Genomic DNA, 14,247 nt, shown 5'->3' with positions numbered 1-14,247 from the left:
CAAGGAATTTCCTTCATTATTGGTCTATTCACGAGTACGAGAAAATTATGAAAAGTAAGAAAATAATAAATCAGGGATCTAGAAACACCCATATTAAAACGTTAACGCTGATGGGCTCATTAGCCTCCCTGACTGCTTCGCCCACGGCATGGGCCGGACCTGCGGTGATGGGAGACAGTTATGTGGTTACTGGCTCCACTAAAAACTATGGGACTAAAACCACTTTATTGATCGCGGCCGGATCGAAAAACGGATATCTCAAATTCAATCTCGACAAGTCCGTGCCGGACTCGGGAACGGTCGCCAAAGCCACCTTGAGGCTCTATGTCTCCGGCGTAAAAAATTTTACGAACGGTTTACTGCAAGTCCATGGATTATCATCAGACTGGAATGAATACACCATCGGCAAGGTAACTCCACCTGCCTTGGGAGCCGACATTCTCGACAGCACCGCGACGTCGCCCAGCATCAATCAATGGGTGGAACTGGATGTAACCAACTTTGTCGCTGCTCATATTTCGGAGCCCACTGTCGGTTTTGCCTTGACGGGAACGGATTCGCTGAATATTAAAATTGACAGCAAAGAAAGCAAAAGCACAGGCCACGAACCCGAACTCGACATCATCTGGGCTTCGACAGGCAGTGCGGGAGCTACCGGTGCCACCGGGGCTACCGGCGCCAAAGGAGCTACCGGTGCCACCGGTGCTACGGGCGCTACAGGACCCAGCGGCGGCGCTACTGGAGCTACCGGCGCGACCGGAGCAACGGGACCGGCCGGCGCCACAGGCGCTACGGGAGCGACCGGCGCCATCGGTTTAACCGGTCTTACCGGCGCGATTGGCCCGACCGGACCGACGGGTCCTGCCGGCGCGACAGGAGCGACAGGAGCCGCGGGCGCGATTGCCAGCACGGTGGTCAGAACGGCAACTTACCTCAATCCTGCCGCGGGCGATCTGCTCACGGCAGCCTGTAACGCAGGCGAGATCGTGTTGACCGGCGGCGCGACTCAACCGTTAGGACTTCTTAATGTGGTCACCGGCATTCTGCAGACCAGTGCGCCGACTTTGAACGGCGTCCTGGCTACCGCCGGGCAAACGGCGAACGGATGGGGCGCCTCTTTCGGCGTCCTGGGAGGCTTGTTAGGCACGGTATTACCGACCGGACAATATACGGTCTATGCGGTCTGCGCCAGTTCGTCAGGCTAACTAAACAGCCTTATCCTGAGGACCTGGTTCAACTACCGTTTGGGCCAGGTCAAGCCGGGGGGTTTTCGCCTTAATTATTGCTCCGGTTTTCCATCCGATAGAAGTCACGCGCGGATCATGCAGCAGGCTGAATCATGGCTTGGATAAGCACGTTCATCTTCGCTTCGCGCTCTCGAATTACCGAAAACCTTTCTCTAATGACAGCGAATTTTTCGGACAAAGCCGTTTTCTTTATAAAAACCGCAACTGAATAAAGGGGTCTCCGCCGAAAAGGGTCACTGCCCCCGCATGAAAAATTTATCAAGATCCTGAGTCGATAACTCGATCCAGGTAGGGCGCCCGTGATTGCACTGTCCGCTTCTTTCCGTCCGTTCCATGTCTCGCAGCAAGGCGTTCATCTCGTCCAGACTGAGCCGCCGATGAGCCCTGACCGCCGCGTGGCAGGCCATAGTCGCCAACACCCGGTGGGTTTGCTCTTCGATGCGCCGGCTCATCCCCTGTTCGGACATATCGGCCAGGACGTCGCGCAGCAAAGTCTCGACGTCGGCGCCGGCCAATAAGGGCGGGACCGAGCGCACCAGCAGGGTCTCGGGCCCCGTGCGGTTAATCTCCATGCCCAGCGAATGAAAATACGCCAGCTCCTGTTCGGCCAGATCGGCTTCAGCCGGGCTGACTTTTACTTTGATCGGAAGCAGCAAAGGCTGGCTGGCGACGCCGCCCGCCTGCATTTGTCGCTTCAAACGCTCGTAGCCTATCCGCTCGTGGGCGGCGTGAGCGTCGACCAGGATCAGGCCGTTTTGAGTTTCGGACAGAATGTAGATGTTATGCAGGTGGGCGACGGCATGGCCCAAGGGCGGAAACCCCGGATCGGGCTTTTCGGCCGAAGGCGTCGGCGTTTTCGGCTCCGGATACAGCCGAGCGTAAGCGCGAATCTCTTCCTGCACGGTTAACGGCAGCGTTTCCTGCTGCGGAGACCGTGGCCAATGAACCGGCGTGCGCTCTTCGAACAGAGCCTTCGGGGCCGCAGCGGCAAGTCTCCCGGCGGATTCCGAAACGGGACCGGATTGGCCCGGCCTCAATTCAGCCAACGACCGGTGCAGCGCGGTAAACAAAAAGTCGTGCACCAGCCGGCCTTCCCGGAACCGGACCTCCAGCTTGGCCGGATGTGCATTGACGTCGACCAGCACCGGATCCAGCTCGAGATACAGGACAAAAACCGGATGGCGGCCATGATACAAAACGTCCTGGTAGGCCTGCTTGACGGCATGGGAAACCAGTTTGTCCTTGATCAATCTGCCGTTGACGTAGAAAAACTGCATATCCTGCTGACTTCTAGAAAAAGTCGGCAGTCCGACCCAGCCGAGCAAGCGCAAGCCGGAGGCCTCGAAATCGATCTTGACGCAATTCTCAAGAAACGAGCTGCCGCAAATTCCGGTCACGCGCCGTTCCTGTTCAGGCTCGGTAAGGGCCGGCTTCAGGTTGAGGATTTCCTTTTGATTATGGAGCAGCTTGAAGCCGATGTCGGCGCGGCTCAACGCCATTCGCTGGATCAGCGTTTCGATATGGGCAAATTCGGTTTTTTCCGATCTTAGAAACTTGCGCCGGGCCGGCGTGTTATAAAACAGATCGCGCACGTCGACCGTCGTGCCGGACGGGTGCGGGTCCGGCTCCGGGTCGGAATGACGCTCCGAACCGTCGGCGGTGACTTTCCAGGCGCAAGGAGCCTCGGCCGTGCGCGAAATCAGGGTCAGTCTCGACACGGAACTGATGCTGGGCAATGCTTCTCCCCGAAAGCCCATGCTGGTTACCCGCTCCAGATCGTCCAGCGTCGCAATCTTGCTGGTGGCGTGCCGTGACAACGCCAGCGGCAAGTCTTCCTTCGCGATGCCGCAACCGTCATCCCTGATTCGAATCAAGCGGGCGCCGCCCTGTTCTATCTCGATGACAATCCGGCTTGCGCCGGCATCGAAACAGTTTTCGACCAGTTCCTTGACCACCGACGACGGCCTTTCGACCACCTCGCCGGCGGCAATCTGGTTAATCAATTGAGGAGGAAGCAAACGGATGCGCATGAGCCGGACCGGAATTAAAAGGCTATTTTATCCGACCGGCTGCCGGGATGGTACTTTCGGGAATAAGTTCGTTTTTTCCTCAGATAACCGAAAGAAATTGAAATCTTGTTTGATATCCGGCGGCGCCGAGGACTGCGTGACATCTTGCGCAGCCCCGGCACTACTTGCCGGGTTACAATCCGGCCACTCGCGTATCGACTGGAGAGTATTGTTTGAAATAGTCGCGCACGCCCTTGAAAATAGCGAGAGCGATTCTTGACTGGTGCGCGCTGTTTTTCAGTTTATGCTCTTCCGAAGGGTTCGAGATAAAGCCGGTTTCAACCAGAATGGACGGGATGTCGGGCGATTTCAACACCAGAAAACCCGCTTTTTGGACACTGTCGAAATGCAGCTCGCCGATGTCCTGAAAATGCTTCAGTACGTGTTTGGCCACGTTAACGCTGGCCTCCTGAGTGGCCATTTGCGATAGATCAAGCAATACCGAAGCCAGGACTTCTTCCTTGTCGTCCAGGCTGACGCCCCCGACCAGATCGGAAGCATTCTCGCTGTCGGCCAGCCAACGGGCGGCTTCGCTGGAGGCGCCACTGCTCGATAGAGTAAATACCGAAGCCCCTTTGACATGGGTATTTTTAAACGCATCGGCGTGGATTGAAACGAACAAGTCGGCCCTGGCGGCACGGGCGATTTCCATTCTTTTTCTATGTGCAACGTAATAATCGCCCTTGCGAACCATCACCGCCCTCATTCCGCGCTGGCTGTTGATTAACGATTCCAGTTTGCGAGCAATGGAATAAACGACTTTCTTCTCTTCGGTCCCGTTGGAACCATGGGCACCCGGATCGTCGCCGCCGTGCCCCGCATCGATTGCAACGATAACGTCCTTGGCTTTTCCGGATACCGGCAGGATGTTGTTCGAAGTCTCGGTAACGTCTTTGTCCGCCTGTTTTTTCAAGCGGACCGGCTTAACCGCCGCGGCTCCGGCCTTAACCGGAACGGCTGTTTCCGTATCCCGGGAATCGGCGGCGCCGGGGCTCACCTCGGTCAAATCCACCACCAGGCGATGACCGTACATTTTGTTCGGTTTTAATGTAAAACTGTTCTGACTGACCTGTTTTTTCAAATTGACGACAATCTTGACGTCTTCGCCTTTCTGGGTTGCCCGCACCCCGGAAAACAAGGGATGCTCGGCCGGCGGTTGACCCAAGGCGTGATCCAGATGGGCATTCCGGATGTTGACGACCAGACGGGGAGGTTGATCCAACAACTCGACCCGGTGATCGGGCTGCGAAGACACATCGATCATCATCCGGGCCCGCTTGGGTGCCGTCCAGTAATGCACGGAACTCACATCGACCGACTGCGCCTGTCCCGCCAGAGAGAAAAACAGTGATCCAGACAGAATGAGAGCTTTGCAGGAAATACGCATAACCACCACAAAAATGAAATGATAATCCGATTTAAATTATAGCAGTATCTCCATGTTTTTACAGGCCGGTTATTATTTTTTTCAAGTCCTCGGAAACTTTCTCCAGAAGCAAAAGCCGCCCTTCTTTATCGAAAGACAAACGGATCGCCAAATCGGGCTCTGGGACGTAACCTTTGCCCATGTCCGGCCATTCGATAAAACAGGTGCAGTCCTCCGAAAAATAATCTCCGATGCCTATCCATTCCAGTTCTTCTGGATCGGTAAGGCGATATAAATCAAAATGAAACACCTTCCGATGAGCCAGCGTATATTCTTCCACCAGCGTGTAGGTAGGGCTCTTGACCGCCCCCGAAAAACCGGCCGCCCGCAAAAAACCTCTCACCAGCGTCGTCTTACCGGCGCCCAAATCGCCTTCGAGATAAATCACGCATTGCGCCGGCAATAAAGAGTAAAGCTTCGCCCCGACCTGTTCCGTTTCCTCCGCGTTGTGCAAAAAACGCTGCATCAATTGACCAATTGTCTGAGATAAGGCATCAAATCGGTAGCCAGCAGCCCCCGCTCTCCGCCTTTGGCGGCGGCCAGATCGGCCGCCATGCCGTGCAGATAAACGCCCTGCTCCGCGCCCTCCTGCAAGTATAACCCTTGCGCCAGCAGGCCGGCAATCACTCCCGACAGCACGTCGCCCATGCCGCCCGAGGCCATGCCGGGATTGCCGGTGCCCGAGACCGCAACTCGGTCCGAGGAGGCGACCAAGGTTCCGGCCCCTTTCAGTACGGTGATGCCGCCGTAGCGCGACTGCAACGCCCGGGCAGCCTCAAATCGATCGCGAAGAATTTCAGCCGTTGCGCTGGCTAACAATCGGGCGGCTTCGCCGGGATGCGGCGTTAAAATCCAGTTCGGTTTCCTTACACCGGCAGACGCCAGCAGGTTCAGCCCGTCCGCATCCACCACCAACGGTTTTTGCGATTCGAGGACGGACGCCCACAGCGCTTTGGCCCAGTCGCTCTGGCCCAAACCCGGCCCCACCGCGATCACGTCGGTCTTTTCCAGCAATCCCGTCAATTGCTCCGGCGCCGCCACGCCGTGACACATCAATTCGGGCCGGTTCAGGTTCATCAGTCCTGCGTGTTCGGTCCGGGTCGCCACGCTGACCAGACCGGCGCCGACCCGCAACGCGGCCTCCCCGGCCATGCGCGCGGCGCCGCTGAATCCTTGGTCGCCGCCGACGATCAACACGTGCCCCATCTGGCCTTTATGAGCGCACCGGTCACGGAGGGGCAAGGGTTTCGCCACGACGCGGGTGACGTTCGAAGATACCCGCCGGAACACCGCTTCCGGAACCGACAGAGAAAAATAGACGATCTCGCCGGCGTACTCGGGCGCAGAGCCGGTGAACAATCCCTGCTTGAGGCCGATGAAACTGACCGTATACGTCGCCTTGACCGCACAATCCATGACGTTGCCGGTGTCGGCATGCAGCCCGGAAGGGATATCGACGGCAATCACGGGGACATCGAGCCCGTTGATCTCCCGAATCGCTTCGGCGTATCCTCCCGTTACCGGGCGATCCAGACCGGTTCCCAGCAAGGCATCCACAATCACATCGGCTTCCAAGGGCAATCCGGGCCGATACGCCGACACGGTTCCCGAAACCTTGCAAAAGTCACGGTAAGCCGTCAGTGCGTCGCCTTTGAGAGTTTCAGGATCGGACAGCGCCAGAACCCGCACTTTCATTCCCGACTCCAGCGCCTTTCTGGCGACGACGTACCCGTCTCCCGCGTTATTGCCGCTGCCGCAAAAAACGGCCAGCGACTGCGCATTCGGCCATTGTTGACGAAGAACCTGAAAAACCGCCTCGCCGGCCCGGCTCATCAGTTCGTAACCGGCAATATGGAAATCCTCGATCGCAATCCGGTCCAGTTCGCGGACTTGCGCGGCGCGGTACAGAGTGACGGGAAGTTTTTCCATAAGCAAAGCGATCAATCGGCGGGACGGGCTAAATTATACTTAAGACGTCTTCAATCCGGCCATCTTTTTCCCAGCCGATATGCCGTTTCAATTGGCAAAAAACCGGACAGGGCTTCCTCTCGCCCGTTCATGCAGGCCGAAAATACTCCGGCAAACAATGAACTTTTGCTATTCCATCCGGTTAAATTTATATTGTTTGATCTTCTCTTGGGCGCGAAAGTACGGCCGGAGAAGCGAGACAGTCTTTTACAACAACCTTCATCGCAACACCAAACGCCCGCCCTCCAAAGCATGAAGCAACCGCAGGCCGACGATTCATCCCCGACACCGACCGATTTTATGCCCCATGACAATTTCCATCGCCCACCTCAGCCATCCCGCTGGGAACATTTCGATCACGATGCCGACATGGGCATTCGAGGCATCGCGCCGACCCTGGCGCAGGCCTTCGAGCAGGCGGCGACCGCACTGACGGCGGTCGTTACCGATCCGGAAGGACTAACGCCTTCCGAAAACGTTGCCATCCACTTGGCGAATGCCGATCCTGAAATACTGTTTCTGGACTGGATCAACGAATTGATCTTCCAAATGGCCTCGCGCAGGCTTTTGTTCGGCCGTTACCGGGTAGCCATCGCCGACGGCGAATTGACGGCCACAGCCTCGGGGGAAGCGGTTGACGTCGCCCGGCACCAGCCCGCCGTCGAAATCAAGGGCGCCACGTTTACCGAATTGCGGGTTTATCAAAATTCCGGCGGCCTGTGGGTGGCCCAATGTGTCGTCGATGTTTAGCGGAGAGCCGAAATGGACACCAGTCAACTGATACAGCGTAACGAAACCTGCTGGGAAATTCCTGCCGAAGGAGCGATGCGGGTACCCGCGGTCATCTATGCCGATGCGGCATTGATCCGGGACATGGATCAAAAAGTGCATGACCAGATCACCAATGTCGCGGCCCTGCCCGGCATTGTCGAGGCCGCCTATGCGATGCCCGACGCGCATTGGGGCTACGGCTTTCCGATCGGCGGCGTCGCCGCGTTCGATCCCGAACAGGGCGGCATCGTTTCGGCGGGCGGCGTCGGCTTCGACATTTCCTGCGGCGTCCGAACCTTGCATACCGGCTTGACGATGGCCGACCTCCAGCCGCATCAAGTGCAAATAGCGGATGAACTGTACCGATCCATTCCGGCCGGCGTCGGCAGCCGGGGCAAATTGCAGCTAAACCATTCCGAAATGATCGCGATGCTGACCGGCGGGGCGAAATGGGCGGTCGAGCAGGGGTTCGGCGAAGCCCAGGATCTGGAACATACCGAAGAACGCGGCTGCATGGCCGAAGCGGAGCCCGCCCAGGTGTCCTCCAAGGCGCGGGAGCGGCAGCGGGAGGAGATGGGCACCCTGGGCTCGGGCAACCATTATCTGGAAGTACAGCGCGTTGTAGAAATTTACGATCAGGCGGTAGTCGAAACCTTCGGCTTGCAGATCGACGCCCTGGTCATCACCATTCATTGCGGCTCGCGGGGCCTGGGCCACCAGATCGGCACCGAATTCCTGAAAGAAATGGCGATGGCCGCGGCGCAGTACGGGATTGCCCTGCCCGACCGGGAACTGGCCTGCGCGCCGCTGAATTCGCCGTTGGGCAAGCACTATCTGGGCGCCATGCGCGCCGGCATCAATTGCGCTTTGGCCAATCGCCAGATCATCACGCACCTGACCCGGCAGGCGATGGTCCGCATTTTTCCGGGAATCCGGCTCGAAGTGCTCTACGATGTCTCCCATAATACCTGCAAACTGGAGCAGCATCCGATCGGCAACCGGAAAAAAAACCTGTTCGTGCATCGCAAAGGCGCCACCCGCGCCTATGGCCCGGGCCACCCCGACCTGCCGGCGGCATTCCGGGAAACGGGCCAGCCGGTGCTGATCGGCGGCTCGATGGGCACCTGCTCCTACGTGCTGTGCGGCACGAAGGACAGCGAACGCCTTGCCTTCAGTTCGGCCTGTCACGGCGCCGGCCGGGCGATGAGCCGGCATCAGGCGACCAAACAATGGCGAGGACGGGAGCTGGTCGACGAATTGAACCGGCGCGGAATCCTGATCCGCAGCCCTTCCCTGCGCGGTATCGCCGAAGAAGCGCCCCTGGCCTACAAGAATGTCAGCGCCGTCGTGGATGCGGCAGATCGGGCCGGACTGGCCCGGAAAGTGGCGAAACTGGAGCCGGTCGTTTGCATCAAGGGTTAAACTCGAAGCCGATGGTCCGATACGCGTGTAAGAGCTTCCTTACTAGACGGCTGGATTCGGTACGTTTCTTGGTCCATAGCCAAAAGGTCGTCTCCTGTGCCCTTGTTTACCGATTAAACAAAGAAAATGCGGCGGCGAATAAAATTGCGTAACGTCATTTCCACAGGCCGGCATCGGTTGCTGCGATGTGGCGTCTGATTCTTGCCGATCTGGTGGTGGCGATCCACTTCAGTTTTATCCTGTTCGTCGTGCTGGGTGGATTGCTCGCCCTGAAATGGCGCCGGATTGTCTGGCTTCATCTGCCGGCCGCCGTCTGGGGCGCCCTGATTGAATTCGCCGGCTGGATTTGCCCGTTAACCTTCATTGAAAACAGGCTGCGGACCGGCCACGGCAGCGGCTATTCGAGCAGCTTCATCGAACACTATCTCATTCCGGTCATCTATCCTTCGGCCTTGACCCGGGAAATTCAGATCGGGCTCGGCCTCACGGTCGTTCTGATCAATGTTCTGATCTACAGGCAATATTATATAAAGTGGCTGAAACGGCAGCCCTGAAGGATTTAGCGTTAGAAGCCCGGATAACCCGCGCTCCGGACCCGCGGTGATGTCATCCGCTCGTCCAGAATCTTTTCCATGGTCAGCCGGAGCGCTTCGTATTTTTCCCAGAGGCTCCGGCTCTCCAATCGTTCTTCGGTTAACGCATATTCTGTCGCTATCGACGACTTATGTTCATCCGAGAGCTCTTTTTCCGCCATCGGATATAAAACATGGTCCTCTTTAAAAATATGCTGCTTCATCAGGAGCACGTAATTTTGAACGCTCTCCGCCAGAGCCGGAAGATCGGCCCGGCGCAAGGCGCTCTCCAATTCCTCCAGACGGCTGCGCGCCAGTTCGTGTTCGTACAGCATCTGCGGAATGGGGTCGCAATGCTTCAAAACGCCGGGCAGGGACAGATAACGAAAAAGTATGTTTTCTTCCTTCACGTGATGAAAGGCATCGGCGAATTCGCGGATGAATTCGCTAAAGACACCGGCGTTTTCAAATAACAGCGGGCTTTCGGGATTGGCCAGATTCCAGTAGGCCGATCGCTCCATTAAATCGCCATACTGTAAAATCAATTGATGTTCTCTTTTTAAATTTGAGGTGGTCGACACGAATACACCCTCCCATCGATAATTTTTAATCGAAACTATTTTAACAGGCAATGAACTTGAATGCCGGATTAATTGACATTCTTGTGTATTTGTCAACCGTGAATGGCTTTGGCAGACGCAGATCATCCCCGGACCTAAGGATGAGCACGGCCCCGGGAAATCCGACCGGGGATCTTCGTCCGACCCCGCTCCGCACTTTTATTTTATTTTTCCTCCGATGTAAGCTTTAATTAAACGAATTAAAACGGGAATGCGCCATAGCGTTCTTTCAAAATGTAAGATCCGAACCGACCTTGATTTAGGGAATCCGCTGTGAACGACTTCTTCAGCTTACTCTTGTTTCTTCCCGTTCTCGCCTTGTTCGCCCTGTTTGTCATGACGGCGGTCTTACTGGGGCGACAGCGGAAATATCGAGATGAATGGCTGGAGCGGTTTCAGCGGATGGAGAAGATCCTCGAAGCCCACCAGGCGCTGATGACGAGCATGACACAACCCGTTCCCGAAGCCGGGCAGATATCCGACGCCCCTTCCGCACCGTCTGAACCGCAAGAACCGGAGAAAATCGCCGAGGCACCGGCGCCTTCCGGAATGGCCGCGGCCATCGCCCAAAAGGAGGAGCCGGAGCCCGGCTCGGCCGAGGGCTGGGAGAGTGCTCTTTACGAAACGCTGCCGCCGAGCCGTTTCGAAATCGCCGCGAAAGAAATCCTCCATGAAATCTGGAACTGGCTCATCGTCGGCGAAGGCCATCGGTCGGAAAACGTGTCGATGGAATACGCCGTCGCCAGCAACTGGCTGCTGCGCATCGGCGTGATCATTCTGGTGACCGGCATTGCCTTCTTTCTTAAATATTCCATCGATACCGGCCTTCTCGGCGAACACGCGCGAGTCGCGCTGTCGGTCCTGGCCGGCCTCGGCATGCTGGTCGGCGGCATACGGCTTTTGGGCACGCGCTACCATCTGTTCGGACAGGGCATGCTCGGCGGCGGCATCGCCGTGCTGTATTTCAGTGTTTTCGCCGCGTTCGCTTTTTATCACCTGGTGGCCGCCTACCCCGCCTTCGCCCTGATGGCGCTGATTACCGCCAGCGCCGGCCTGCTGGCGGTGCGTCTGGACTCGATGCTGGTGGCGATCTTTGCGATCATCGGCGGCTACTGCACTCCGATTTTGCTGTCGACCGGCGTGGTCAATTTCACCGGTTTGTTTTCCTATCTGCTGCTGCTCGGCGTCGGCATTCTCGGCATCAATTGGCACAAGCAATGGCATCTGCTCAATTTTCTGAGTTTTTTCTTCAACTACGCGCTGTTTTTCGGCGTGATGCGCAATTACACCGTGGCCGATTTCTGGCGCGTGATGCCGTTTTTGACCGCTTTCTTTGCCTTGTATTCGACCATGGTCTTTCTGTTTTGCCTGATCAGAAAGAGCCGGTCGACGCTGCTCGATCTTTTGGCCCTCATCGTCAACGCCGGCATTTTCTTCGGCACGGCCTACGTCCTGGTCGATCAGGCCTACGGGCAGATCTGGGTCGCCTTCGTCTCCCTGGCGCTGGCGGCGTTCTATGCAGGCCACGTGTATTACTGCCTCGCCCGGCGGGTGCTGGACCGGGAACTGCTCTTGAGCTTTATCGCCTTGGCCGCTTTTTTCGTCGCCGTCAGCCTGCCGCTGATCCTGTCCCGGCAATGGATTACCGTCAGTTGGTCGCTGCAGGCGTTGACGATGCTGTGGATCTCGGGCAAATTGCGCAGCGAATTTCTCCGCCAGGTCTCGTATCTTCTGTATGCCGTCGTGCTGCTGCGTTTTTGTTTTTTCGATCTGCCGGGGCAATACGGCGCCGGTATGGCATCGAACGTTCCGCTGGCGGAATTTTTGACCGGCTTGATCGAACGCCTGATCAGTTTCGGCATTCCGATCGCCTCGTTCGGCCTGGCATTCAAGCTGATCGAAGCGCCGGCGAAAGCCGCGCCGCTTGCCGTGGAAGCCACGAACGACGTCGGGCAATGGCTGAAGGAGCGCTGGATGATGGCCGCGGCCGTGATCGTCGGCGCCGGCATGCTGTTCATGTTTCTGCAACTGGAACTGTACCGGACCTTCGGCTATCTTTATCCGCCGCTGCGCCCGCCGGTCTTGACGCTGCTGTGGCTGGCCCTGTGCGCCGCCCTATTGCTGCGCTACAGAGCCGCTCCCGACCCGATTCTGCTGCGCGGCCTGCAATTTTTCCTGGCCGCGGTGCTGATCAAATTGTTTTTCTTCGACCTGAATACCTGGAATCTCAGCATGGGCTACGTCTGGAGCGGCGAGGATTCCTGGACGATTCTCTACGGCGGCGACTATTCCTTTGCGCTGGCCCTGATGCGGCTGCTCGATTTCGGCCTCGTCATCGCTTTTCTGGCCTACGCCTTTCTGCATTTTCCCATTTCAGTCGAAGACGCCGCGAGAATGCGCGCCTTATTCGGCGGCACGGCGATCGTGTTGTTGTTCATCTTTCTGTCGCTGGAGCTCAATTCGCTGCTGCGCCAATACGTGCCGGGGCTGCGCTCGGGCGGCGTGTCGATCTTGTGGTCGCTGTTCGGTTTGTCTCTGGTCTTCGCCGGCATTAAACGGCAAATCCGCGCGCTTCGTCTGGCGGGACTGGCGCTGTTCGCCGTGGTCGCCTGGAAAGTGTTCTTTGTCGATCTGGCGCGGCTCGAACAGATTTACCGCATCGTCGCCTTTATCGTGCTGGGCCTTCTGGCTCTCGGCGGCTCGTTCGCCTATATGAAATATCAACAAACGTTCATGCCTCGAACCGCTGGAGATTCCAAGCAATGACTCTAAAAATGCTCCTGGCCGCAGGCCTCTTGCTGGCTCAACCCGTCGCCGCCGAAACGGAAAATTTCCGCTTTTCCAGACCCGTCGTCTGGCAGGACAAGGGACAACAGGAACTGTTGACCGTGCCACTGGACAGCCGCATTTACGCCGCGACCGGTGACGGTTTTCCCGATCTTCGCCTAGTCGATCAGGCAGGCACCGAAACGCCCTACCTGCTCGAAAAAGCCGCCGAAACCCGAACCGACACCACGCGTCTGAACTGCAACAGCCGATTGCTGGCCTTGAAGAAAAAAGACAAAACCATCGAAATTTTTCTTCGTCTGGAGAAAAACGAGCCCAATGCCGACGGTCTGACCGTCCTCACGCCGTTGACCGATTTCGAACACCGGGTGCAGGTGTTCGGCTCCGGCGACGGCAAACGCTGGTCCTCGCTGGTCAAGGACGCCGAGATTTTCGATTATTCGAGTTACATGCCGATCGCCAACCGTGATATTCCGTTGCCCGCCAACACCTACCGACAATTCAAGCTGGTCGTCGAGGAAGCCACCTCGACCCGCGAGGCGGAATTGAAGGAGTTGACCCGCACGCTTCACGGCGGGGAAGAAGTGGCGCGCAGCGAACGAATCGACCTGCACCGGATTCCGCTGCAAATCGAGCGCATCCAGTTCTGGCGCAATCAAACCCAGGTCTTGCCGGAAACCGACAAGCGCTTCGACTATCCGGCGGCCGAATACAAGATCACCGAAGACAAGGAGAAACAAGTCACCCTGATCGACGTGGCTACCCTGCGGGAACCTCTGACCGGCTTCACCCTGCACACGTCTTCGGACAATTTCACCCGTCCGGCGGCCGTGCAGATTCCGGTCCGGCGAGGCATCGAAACAACCTTGCAGGAAATAGGCAGCGGTGTGCTGGAATCCCTGCATTTTCGCGACATCAAACGGGAACAGATCACTGTTTCCTTTCCCGAACAACGGCAGAAGAGCTACCGCATCGTCCTCGGCAACCGGGACAACCCGCCCTTGGCCATCACCGGAATCACCGGAACCGGCCCCGGCTACCACCTGATCTTCCTGCCCGCGCCCGGACAAACCTATCTGCTTCGCTACGGCTCGGAGAAAGCCAAACCTTCTTCTTACGACATCGCTTCGATCCAGGAATTGCTGCGCCGGGGATACAAGAGCACTCCGGCCGAACTGGGGCCCGAATCCGCCGAAACCCCGGTTCCGGAAACTCTGGATTTCGCCAAACTGCTCAACAGCCAATGGTTTTTGGGGGCGGTGGTCGCGTTGATGGTGGTGGTATTGGGCTGGGTTTTGGTACGCGCAGGGAAACGAATCGAACAGTTTCCGAGGGACTAAGGTCTTAAAATTCGGAAATCAATAA

Annotated in this window: 11 protein-coding genes; 6 read left to right on the top strand and 5 right to left on the bottom strand. The window is 57.4% G+C overall.

Annotated elements, in window-relative coordinates:
* Positions 1–47 precede the first annotated feature (47 nt).
* Positions 48–1,205: a CBM96 family carbohydrate-binding protein gene (locus A3OW_RS28360; protein ID WP_198291342.1), complete on the top strand. Its 1,158-nt coding sequence runs from the start codon at positions 48–50 to the stop codon at positions 1,203–1,205.
* A 275-nt stretch (positions 1,206–1,480) separates the two neighbouring features.
* Here the strand turns inward: A3OW_RS28360 and mutL are convergent, their stop codons facing one another.
* From mutL to A3OW_RS0119705, 4 genes are all read right to left on the bottom strand, one after another.
* A complete protein-coding gene (gene mutL / locus A3OW_RS0119720) occupies positions 1,481–3,277 on the bottom strand; it encodes a DNA mismatch repair endonuclease MutL (protein ID WP_020565183.1) in 1,797 nt (598 codons plus the stop codon).
* Positions 3,278–3,449: 172 nt separating this feature from the next.
* A complete protein-coding gene (locus tag A3OW_RS0119715) occupies positions 3,450–4,703 on the bottom strand; it encodes an N-acetylmuramoyl-L-alanine amidase (RefSeq protein ID WP_020565182.1) in 1,254 nt (417 codons plus the stop codon).
* A 58-nt stretch (positions 4,704–4,761) separates the two neighbouring features.
* A complete protein-coding gene (tsaE, locus tag A3OW_RS0119710) occupies positions 4,762–5,208 on the bottom strand; it encodes a tRNA (adenosine(37)-N6)-threonylcarbamoyltransferase complex ATPase subunit type 1 TsaE (protein ID WP_020565181.1) in 447 nt (148 codons plus the stop codon).
* Positions 5,208–6,671 (bottom strand): bifunctional ADP-dependent NAD(P)H-hydrate dehydratase/NAD(P)H-hydrate epimerase, encoded by a 1,464-nt coding sequence (locus A3OW_RS0119705; protein ID WP_020565180.1) that lies wholly within the window; start codon positions 6,669–6,671, stop codon positions 5,208–5,210. Before A3OW_RS0119705 ends, tsaE begins: the two co-directional genes overlap by 1 nt.
* A gap of 339 nt (positions 6,672–7,010) precedes the next feature.
* On the opposite strand from A3OW_RS0119705, the gene A3OW_RS0119695 reads away from it, so the two are divergent.
* The 3 genes from A3OW_RS0119695 (at position 7,011) to A3OW_RS0119685 (ending at position 9,457) form a co-directional block, all read left to right on the top strand.
* Positions 7,011–7,460, top strand: coding sequence for an archease (locus tag A3OW_RS0119695; protein ID WP_026223748.1), 450 nt, complete (start codon positions 7,011–7,013; stop codon positions 7,458–7,460).
* A gap of 12 nt (positions 7,461–7,472) precedes the next feature.
* Positions 7,473–8,903: an RtcB family protein gene (locus tag A3OW_RS0119690; protein WP_020565178.1), complete on the top strand. Its 1,431-nt coding sequence runs from the start codon at positions 7,473–7,475 to the stop codon at positions 8,901–8,903.
* A 185-nt stretch (positions 8,904–9,088) separates the two neighbouring features.
* The gene (locus A3OW_RS0119685; RefSeq protein ID WP_020565177.1) at positions 9,089–9,457 is read left to right on the top strand and encodes a DUF2784 domain-containing protein; all 369 of its coding nucleotides are present in this window, start codon (positions 9,089–9,091) and stop codon (positions 9,455–9,457) included.
* An 11-nt stretch (positions 9,458–9,468) separates the two neighbouring features.
* On the opposite strand, the gene A3OW_RS0119680 is transcribed toward A3OW_RS0119685, so the two are convergent.
* The gene (locus A3OW_RS0119680; RefSeq protein WP_157385942.1) at positions 9,469–10,056 is read right to left on the bottom strand and encodes a hemerythrin domain-containing protein; all 588 of its coding nucleotides are present in this window, start codon (positions 10,054–10,056) and stop codon (positions 9,469–9,471) included.
* Between the two features lie 312 nt (positions 10,057–10,368).
* Here A3OW_RS0119680 and A3OW_RS0119675 point away from each other — a divergent pair, with 312 nt between their 5' ends.
* Positions 10,369–12,861 (top strand): DUF2339 domain-containing protein, encoded by a 2,493-nt coding sequence (locus A3OW_RS0119675; protein ID WP_020565175.1) that lies wholly within the window; start codon positions 10,369–10,371, stop codon positions 12,859–12,861.
* Positions 12,858–14,222 carry a DUF3999 family protein gene (locus tag A3OW_RS0119670; RefSeq protein WP_020565174.1) on the top strand — a complete coding sequence of 455 codons (1,365 nt, stop codon included), beginning with the start codon at positions 12,858–12,860 and terminating at the stop codon, positions 14,220–14,222. Before A3OW_RS0119675 ends, A3OW_RS0119670 begins: the two co-directional genes overlap by 4 nt.
* Positions 14,223–14,247 lie beyond the last annotated feature (25 nt).

This window comes from Methylosarcina fibrata AML-C10 (genome assembly GCF_000372865.1).
GTDB lineage: Bacteria > Pseudomonadota > Gammaproteobacteria > Methylococcales > Methylomonadaceae > Methylosarcina > Methylosarcina fibrata.
This window is presented reverse-complemented; position numbering and strand designations above follow the sequence as displayed.

Bases quoted from the DNA above. Each gene is read 5' to 3' on its own strand.
- A3OW_RS28360 (WP_198291342.1), top strand. From the start codon at position 48: ATGAAAAGTAAGAAAATAATAAATCAGGGATCTAGAAACACCCATATT.
- mutL (WP_020565183.1), bottom strand. From the start codon at position 3,277: ATGCGCATCCGTTTGCTTCCTCCTCAATTGATTAACCAGATTGCCGCC.
- A3OW_RS0119715 (WP_020565182.1), bottom strand. From the start codon at position 4,703: ATGCGTATTTCCTGCAAAGCTCTCATTCTGTCTGGATCACTGTTTTTC.
- tsaE (WP_020565181.1), bottom strand. From the start codon at position 5,208: ATGCAGCGTTTTTTGCACAACGCGGAGGAAACGGAACAGGTCGGGGCG.
- A3OW_RS0119705 (WP_020565180.1), bottom strand. From the start codon at position 6,671: ATGGAAAAACTTCCCGTCACTCTGTACCGCGCCGCGCAAGTCCGCGAA.
- A3OW_RS0119695 (WP_026223748.1), top strand. From the start codon at position 7,011: ATGCCCCATGACAATTTCCATCGCCCACCTCAGCCATCCCGCTGGGAA.
- A3OW_RS0119690 (WP_020565178.1), top strand. From the start codon at position 7,473: ATGGACACCAGTCAACTGATACAGCGTAACGAAACCTGCTGGGAAATT.
- A3OW_RS0119685 (WP_020565177.1), top strand. From the start codon at position 9,089: ATGTGGCGTCTGATTCTTGCCGATCTGGTGGTGGCGATCCACTTCAGT.
- A3OW_RS0119670 (WP_020565174.1), top strand. From the start codon at position 12,858: ATGACTCTAAAAATGCTCCTGGCCGCAGGCCTCTTGCTGGCTCAACCC.